General features: G+C 69.3%; 7 protein-coding genes and 1 pseudogene. 4 read left to right on the top strand and 4 right to left on the bottom strand.

Annotation, left to right across the window (positions count from 1 at the left end):
- Positions 1-36 precede the first annotated feature (36 nt).
- A complete protein-coding gene (locus SJ20_RS10925; RefSeq protein WP_036337238.1) occupies positions 37-1,458 on the top strand; it encodes a hemolysin family protein in 1,422 nt (473 codons plus the stop codon).
- The gene (locus SJ20_RS10920; RefSeq protein WP_036337237.1) at positions 1,458-2,474 is read left to right on the top strand and encodes a CNNM domain-containing protein; all 1,017 of its coding nucleotides are present in this window, start codon (positions 1,458-1,460) and stop codon (positions 2,472-2,474) included. The genes SJ20_RS10925 and SJ20_RS10920 overlap by 1 nt, the downstream gene beginning before the upstream one ends.
- A gap of 452 nt (positions 2,475-2,926) precedes the next feature.
- On the opposite strand, the gene SJ20_RS10915 is transcribed toward SJ20_RS10920, so the two are convergent.
- Positions 2,927-3,316 (bottom strand): heavy metal-responsive transcriptional regulator, encoded by a 390-nt coding sequence (locus SJ20_RS10915; protein ID WP_036382791.1) that lies wholly within the window; start codon positions 3,314-3,316, stop codon positions 2,927-2,929.
- Positions 3,317-3,372: 56 nt separating this feature from the next.
- Here SJ20_RS10915 and merA point away from each other — a divergent pair, with 56 nt between their 5' ends.
- The gene (gene merA, locus SJ20_RS10910) at positions 3,373-4,836 is read left to right on the top strand and encodes a mercury(II) reductase (protein WP_044659925.1); all 1,464 of its coding nucleotides are present in this window, start codon (positions 3,373-3,375) and stop codon (positions 4,834-4,836) included.
- Between the two features lie 271 nt (positions 4,837-5,107).
- Here merA and SJ20_RS12040 read toward each other — a convergent pair whose 3' ends face one another.
- The 3 genes from SJ20_RS12040 to SJ20_RS10900 all read right to left on the bottom strand — a co-directional run bounded on the left by SJ20_RS12040 (position 5,108) and on the right by SJ20_RS10900 (position 6,598).
- Positions 5,108-5,248, bottom strand: coding sequence for a hypothetical protein (locus tag SJ20_RS12040; RefSeq protein ID WP_002854087.1), 141 nt, complete (start codon positions 5,246-5,248; stop codon positions 5,108-5,110).
- A gap of 64 nt (positions 5,249-5,312) precedes the next feature.
- Positions 5,313-6,224, bottom strand: coding sequence for a cation diffusion facilitator family transporter (locus tag SJ20_RS10905; RefSeq protein WP_044659924.1), 912 nt, complete (start codon positions 6,222-6,224; stop codon positions 5,313-5,315).
- Complete coding sequence (locus SJ20_RS10900) at positions 6,224-6,598, bottom strand: helix-turn-helix transcriptional regulator (RefSeq protein WP_044659923.1); 375 nt, start codon at positions 6,596-6,598, stop codon at positions 6,224-6,226. The genes SJ20_RS10905 and SJ20_RS10900 overlap by 1 nt, the downstream gene beginning before the upstream one ends.
- An 86-nt stretch (positions 6,599-6,684) precedes the next feature.
- Here SJ20_RS10900 and SJ20_RS10895 point away from each other — a divergent pair.
- Positions 6,685-6,819 (top strand): annotated as a pseudogene (locus SJ20_RS10895) (ArsR family transcriptional regulator); the annotation flags it as partial.
- Positions 6,820-6,834 lie beyond the last annotated feature (15 nt).

Raw genomic sequence — 6,834 nt, 5'->3', positions numbered from 1 at the left:
GGGGTCGCCTGCACCTCGTGGGGAGGTGACTCAGGCATGGATCCAGTCCTGACACTGATCCTCGGATCCCTCATCATCCTGGCGATCATCGCCGCCAACGGCTTCTTCGTGGCCCAGGAATTCGCGTACATGTCTGTAGACCGCGTCCGCCTGCAGACCGCCGCCAAGGCCGGCGACCGCGCCGCCGCCCGCGCACTGCAGGTCACTCGCCGCACCTCCTTCATGCTCTCCGGCGCGCAGCTGGGGATCACGGTCACAGGCCTCATGGTGGGCTACGTGGCAGAGCCGATGGTGGGTGCGGCCCTGACCGAGTTGCTCGGCGGCACCGCACTGCCTTCTGAAGTGGTCATCGCCATCTCCACGCTGGGCGTACTGGTGGTGGCCACCCTGGTGCAGATGATCATCGGCGAGCTGTACCCCAAGAATTTGGCCATCGCCAACCCCGAGCCCCTGGCCCGCGCTCTGGCCCGGCCCACACAGATCTACCTCGGCCTGTTCGGCTGGCTCATCTGGGTCTTCGACAAGGCGGCCGAGGTGCTGCTCAAGCTCCTGCGCATCGAGCCAGTGCACGACGTCGACAGCACCGCCTCCGCCGAGGACCTGGACCGCATTGCCCTGGACTCCAGAGCTTCCGGATCCTTGCCCGCGGAGGTCTCCGTCCTGATCGACCGGGTGCTGGACTTCCCAGACCAGGACGTGCAGCACGCGATGGTGCCCCGCTCGCGTGTGGACGAGGTTCAGCCCCAGACCTCCCTGGCTCAGGTGCGCGACCTGATGGCCACCGGCCACACCCGCTACCCGGTGATCTCGAACGAACACGAACCGCTCGGGGTAGTCCACCTCACCGACCTGCTCGGTGAGACCCGGATGGCCCCGGACACCCCCGTGTCCGCCCTGATGCGCCCTGCACTGGTGCTGCCCACGATGATGTCCCTGCCCGACGCAGCCCGGGAGCTCGACGGCTCAGGGCAGCAGATGGCGTGCATCGTGGACGAGTTCGGCGGCTTCGTCGGCGTGCTCACAGTGGAAGACCTCGCGGAGGAGCTCGTGGGCGAGCTCACGGACGAGCACGACCTGCACCCCCAGGAGGAGATCACCGCCACAGGCCTGCACTCCTGGGTCCTGAGCGCAGAGGCCCACCTGGACGAGCTCGAGCGCCTCGTCGGGCACCCCCTGCCCGTGACCGAGGCCGAGTCCGCCGCCGGTCTGACCATCGACGCTCTGGGCCGTCTGCCCCGGGAAGGCGAGGTCATCACGATCGACCTGCCCGAGGACCCACGAGACTTCGGGGCTGAGGAGGTCTACGACCGCCACCTGCAGGTCGAGGTCCTCTCCATCCAACGCAGGGTCCCAGCTCGACTGCGGATCCACCTCATCGAGGTGCCCCGCTCTGACACCGCCGGCAGCCATGCCGCCCACGAGGCCCAGCCCGACGCCACCACGGACGAGGAGCGATGATGCACGGTCCACTGATCGTCATGCTCGTGACCACAGCGCTGATCGTGCTCAGCGCGATCTTCGTCATCATGGAGTTCTCCCTGCTGGGCGCCCGCCGGCACCGGCTAGAGGCCGAGGCAGGACGCAGCCGCGCCGCGCGGGCCGCTCTCAAGGGAGTCGACGAGCTGACCCTCATGCTCGCCGCAGCCCAGTTGGGCATCACCTTGTGCACCTTCGCCCTGGGGGCGATCACCAAGCCGGCCGTCGACGCATGGCTCGGCCCCGTCCTGGAGGACTGGGGCATCCCCGCAGCGGCAGCCGGAACCGCCTCCTTCGTCCTGTCCTTGCTGGCCGTGACCTTCCTTCACCTGGTCATCGGGGAGATGGCCCCCAAGTCCTGGGCCATTGCCCACCCCGAGACCGCAGCCAAAGCCGTGGCCGTGCCCGCACGCGCCTTCGTCTGGACCGTTCGCCCCCTGCTGCTGCTGGCCAACCGGCTGGCCAACCGCCTGGTGACCCTCAGCGGCGTCACCCCCGTGGACCAAGCCGCCGTGGGCGGCTACGACGCAGCGGCCATTCGTCAGCTGGTTGAGCACTCCGCCGCCGCCGGCACCCTGGACCGGCAGAACCATGAAGCCTTGGCCGGTGCCCTGGACCTTCAGACCCTCACTCTCGGGGACCTCCTCCCCCAGGGTCAGCACCCGGTCAAGGTCGCCCCCGACGCCGACGTCGAGGCGGTCCAGAATGCCGCTGCGTGCTCAGGGCACTTGCGTATCCTGGTCCAGCCGGACCATACCCCTGAGAGCGTTCCGGGCGTCGTCCACGTGCGGGACACCCTCACGATGGAGCCTTCTGCGCCAATCCAGCCGCTTATCCAGCAGGCTCTGACGCTGCCCTCCACCACACCGTTGCACGAAGCACTTGCCTCCATGCGCCGCAACAGCCGCCAGCTGGCCGCAGTGACCCAGGACAACCGGTTCACTGGGGTCGTCACCCTCACCGACGTCTTGCGCGGAGTGTTGCCCCGCGCGGCTTGAGTCCACACCTCGGCAACACCACCGCGGGGGCCGCTGAAACGGCCCCCGCGGTGGTGTGGACAAAGAATCAGAATCGGCACAGTGGCCTCGCCCCCCATTCCGGCCTCAATGGGCTCAGTCATGCTCCGACTCACGGGCGTGTAACGGCTAAATCGGTCGTTTGTGGCGGCTGCTCGGTGTGCCGCCCGGTGTCATGTGTGGCTTGCGCCGCTATATGGCGGGGTTCTGTCGGAGCTCAGTGGCGGCCTCCAAGCACGCGGGCAAGAGGGCGCTGCGAGTGAGGCTCACGTTCCGCAAGCCGATCCTTCACCGGGACAGCGGCCGACGGCAGGCCGGAGGAATAGGCGTCGCGATAGGGTGCACCCCGCGCAACAGAACCGTTGCGAAAGGTCTAACACCCCAACGCAACAGAGTGGGCCGCCATGCGCTGCCACGGGCCCGTGACTTCGGTGTCACAGGTAGCGGCAGACATCCTCGGGGGAGCACGTGGCCGGGTCGCCGGCGGCGGCGTCCTCGCGCAGGTCGGCGATCGTGGTGCGTAGCTGCGCGAGCTCGGCGAGTTGCCGGTCGATCACATCAAGGCGGGTGTCGAGCAGGTCGGTGACGTGCCGGCAGGGGGCCTGCCCCCGGTCGCGGATGTCCAGCACCTGACCGATCTGGGCCAGGGTCAGCCCGGCCGCTTGCCCCCGGCGGATGAAGTCCAGCCGGTCGAGCACCTCGGCGCCGTAGTCCCGGTAGCCCGCCGGGGTGCGGTCCGCGGCGGGTAGCAGCCCGACCTCCTCGTAGTACCGCAGGGTCTTGCTCGTCGTGCCCGACGCCCGAGCCACCTCACCGATCCGCATGCCACTCATTCTCCCCCTTGACCTTCCAGTGCACTGGAAGGTCGATCCTGAGGGCGATGAAGGAGGAGTTCATGACGGCAACGGCTAACAGCAGGTCGTATGACCTGGCAATGATCGGGTTCGGTGGGGCGGCGTTCGCGGCCGCGATCCGCGCCACCAACCTCGGCAGACGGGTGGTGATGATCGAGCGTGGCACCGTCGGCGGTACCTGCGTGAACACCGGGTGCGTGCCCTCCAAGGCCTTGCTCGCGACCGCCGAGGCCCGCCACGTCACACTCGACGCCTCCCGGTTCCCCGGGCTGCCGCTCCCCGAAGTCCGGCCGGTCGACATGCCCGCCTTGATCGCCGGCAAGGATCGGCTCGTCGGGTCACTGCGTGGCGAGAAGTACCTGGACCTGGCCACCGAGTACGGATGGGATCTCCACCCCGGGGACGCCACGTTCGTCGGCACACCCAGCGAGCCGGCACTGCGCGTCACCGGCCCTGACGGCACGGTGGAGACGGTCCGGGCCGCGCACTACCTCATCGCCACCGGCTCCAGGCCCTGGGCGCCGCCGGTCCCCGGCCTGCAGGAGGCCGGTTACCTGACCTCGACCACCGCGATGGAACTGGACCACGTCCCGGAGTCGCTGCTGGTCATCGGCGGCGGCTACGTCGCGATGGAGCAGGCCCAGCTCTTCGCTCGGCTCGGCGTCCGGGTCACCATGCTGGTCCGCTCACGGCTGGCGTCCCAGGAAGAACCCGAGGCGTCCACCGCCCTGGATGAGATCTTCACGGACGAAGGCATCCAGATCATCCGCGGCGCGGTGCCCAGCGCGGTCCGCCGCGACCCGGCCACCGGCGAGGTCACGGTCACTGCCACCACCACTGACGGCTCACAGGAACTCCGGGCGGCCGAGGTACTCGTCGCCACCGGGCGCCGCCCGGTCACCGCCACGCTCGGTCTCGACACCGTCGACGTGCGCACCGGCGACCACGGCGAGGTGGTTGTCGACAGCCATCTGCGCAGCACCAACCCGCGCGTCTGGGCTGCCGGTGACGTCACCGCCCACCGTCAGTTCGTGTACGTCGCCGCGGCCCACGGCGCCCTCGTCGCCGACAACGCCCTCACCGGCGCCGGCCTCGAGGTCGACTACCGCCACCTGCCCCGGGTCGTGTTCACCAGCCCCGCCCTGGCCGCCGTCGGGATGACCGAACGGCAGGCCTCCGCTGCCGGGATCCGCTACGACAGCCGTGTCCTGTCACTCGCGCACGTCCCACGCGCGATCGTCAACCGCGACACCTGCGGGTTCATCAAGATGGTCACCGACGCCGACACCGGCCGCATCATCGGCATTACCGCCCTGGCCCAGGACGCCGGCGACCTCGCCGCCGCCGGGGTCTACATGCTCGAGGCCGGCATGACCACCAGCCAGGTCGCCAACCTCTGGAGCCCCTACCTGACCATGGCCGAAGGCCTCAAGCTCACCGCGCAGGCCTTCACCACCGACATCGCCAAGCTCTCCTGCTGCGCGGCGTGAACCTGCCCCGCACACAGGGACACCGATAGGGGACCGCCTCGCCCCGGGGCGCGAGACAAGAAAATGGGCGCCGATCAGCCCTACTTACTGGCACCCCTGCGTATCGGACCTGCAACCACCGGGGAGTTCAGTCGATGCAAGAACTCCCGTCCCAGGCCTATATCTGGACGTCTTCACGACCTCTACGTGCTCGACCCGACGAGGACAGCACTGGACGACGCGATGACCGCCTTGCGGCGCCGCCATGAGGCCGCGGTCCGTTTGGGCCGCGTCACCGTACCACCATGACCACGATCGTCACCACGTAAGCCGCGGCGACCAGACCGATCCCCAGCAGGGTGAGCACCACCCCGCGCCGGGCCGGCCGCTGGCCCTCGTCCGGCCCGGGGCCCTTGCCGTGCTTCGCGGTCATCGCGCGCTCCTAAGACGTTGCTCAAGCATGTGCGGCTCTCGCGAGCGGGCTTCCGTGCCGAGTGCTACCAGCTCAGGTCGTGACAGCCGTCGCTGCCGGCGCCCTCCACCTGCAAGGTGGCATGGGCGATACCGTAACGGTCGTGCAGCACCCGGCGCGCGCCGGCAAGCACGGCGCCGTGGTCCGCGCCCTGGTCAGCGACCAGGTGGGCCGTGGCCACGTTCATCCCCGACGTCAGGGTCCACAGGTGCAGGTCGTGGACCTCCTCCACCCCCTCGACCGCGTCCAGGTCACCGGCGACGTCCTCCGGGTCCACCCCTTCCGGGGCGTGCTGGCCCAGCACCGCGATCACCTGCCTGCCCAGAACCACCGCCCGGATGATGACGAAGACCGCGATGAGCGCCGCGACCACGACGTCCCAGATCGGCTGGCCGGTGAGGATGATCAGCACGCCGGCGACCATGACACCCACCGACCCGGCGGCGTCGGCGATCACCTCGTAGTAGGCGCCCTTGACGTTCAGGCTGTCCTTGGCCCCGCTGCGCAGCAGCAGCATGGAGATGATGTTGATCACCAGGCCGGCGAAGCCGACCGCGAGCATGGCGCCGGAGGCCACCTCCGGCGCGTCGCCCAGCCGGCTGATGGCCTCGACCACCACGTACACCCCGACCGCGAGCATCGCCAGCACCGCCAACGCCGAGGCGAACACCTCGGCCCGGTAGGAGCCATAGGTGCGTCGCCCCGTGGAGTCCGGCCGGCTCGCGATGCGCGTCGCCAGCAGCGCCGCACCCAGCACCACCACATCGGCAGCCATGTGCCCGGCATCCGACAGCAGCGCCAACGACCCCGACACCAGCCCCGCGACCAGCTCGATCAGGAAGAAGCCCGCCGTCAGGGCGAACGCCCCCGCCAGCCGCCGACGGTAGCGGCCACCGGCATGCCCGGTCGCCGGGGCATGGCTGTGTCCTGCCCCCATCAGCCCTGCCCCTCGTGGCGGGCGTGCTCACGGGAGACGTCCAGCAGCATCCGCACATGCCCGTCAGCGAGGCGGTAGTACACCATCCGCCCCTCCCGGCGGTTCTCGACCACCCCAGCGGTACGCAGCACCCGCAGCACCTGGGACACCGACGCCTCCGCGACATCGACCGACGCCGCCAGGTCACACACGCACAGCTCGCCGGCCTCCAGCAACGCATACAGCGCCCGGGCACGGCGCGGGTCCCCCAGGAGCTTGAACAGCCCGGCCAACCTGCCGGCCTCGCGCTCGTCGGGGATCCTCTCCCGGGTCAGCGCCACCTTCTCCGGATGGACGGCGGTGACCTGACACGAATCCAACGGCGTCACACTCATGCCACGACCATACACCTATGCAGATGTGCAGATATCAGCAGCGGGAGCCACACACGAGAGGTCAGCAGGTTCTGTATGCTCAGCGCATGCTGACTATTGCTTCGCGGCTGGACGTGATGAACCGGCTGGGCCGGGCGATGGCCGACCCGACCCGCTCCCGCATCCTCATGACACTCCTCGAGGGCCCGAGCTACCCGGCGGTACTCGCCCGCGACCTAGGGCGTGTCTGAGAATAG

This window comes from Micrococcus sp. MS-ASIII-49, from assembly GCF_000946635.1.
Taxonomy (GTDB): domain Bacteria; phylum Actinomycetota; class Actinomycetes; order Actinomycetales; family Micrococcaceae; genus Micrococcus; species Micrococcus luteus.
The sequence above is the reverse complement of the archived record's forward strand: the minus strand, read 5'-3'. Positions and strand labels throughout refer to the sequence as shown.

Bases quoted from the DNA above. Each gene is read 5' to 3' on its own strand.
- merA (WP_044659925.1), top strand. From the start codon at position 3,373: ATGAAGGAGGAGTTCATGACGGCAACGGCTAACAGCAGGTCGTATGAC.
- SJ20_RS10905 (WP_044659924.1), bottom strand. From the start codon at position 6,224: ATGGGGGCAGGACACAGCCATGCCCCGGCGACCGGGCATGCCGGTGGC.
- SJ20_RS10920 (WP_036337237.1), top strand. From the start codon at position 1,458: ATGCACGGTCCACTGATCGTCATGCTCGTGACCACAGCGCTGATCGTG.
- SJ20_RS10900 (WP_044659923.1), bottom strand. From the start codon at position 6,598: ATGAGTGTGACGCCGTTGGATTCGTGTCAGGTCACCGCCGTCCATCCG.
- SJ20_RS10915 (WP_036382791.1), bottom strand. From the start codon at position 3,316: ATGCGGATCGGTGAGGTGGCTCGGGCGTCGGGCACGACGAGCAAGACC.
- SJ20_RS12040 (WP_002854087.1), bottom strand. From the start codon at position 5,248: ATGACCGCGAAGCACGGCAAGGGCCCCGGGCCGGACGAGGGCCAGCGG.
- SJ20_RS10925 (WP_036337238.1), top strand. From the start codon at position 37: ATGGATCCAGTCCTGACACTGATCCTCGGATCCCTCATCATCCTGGCG.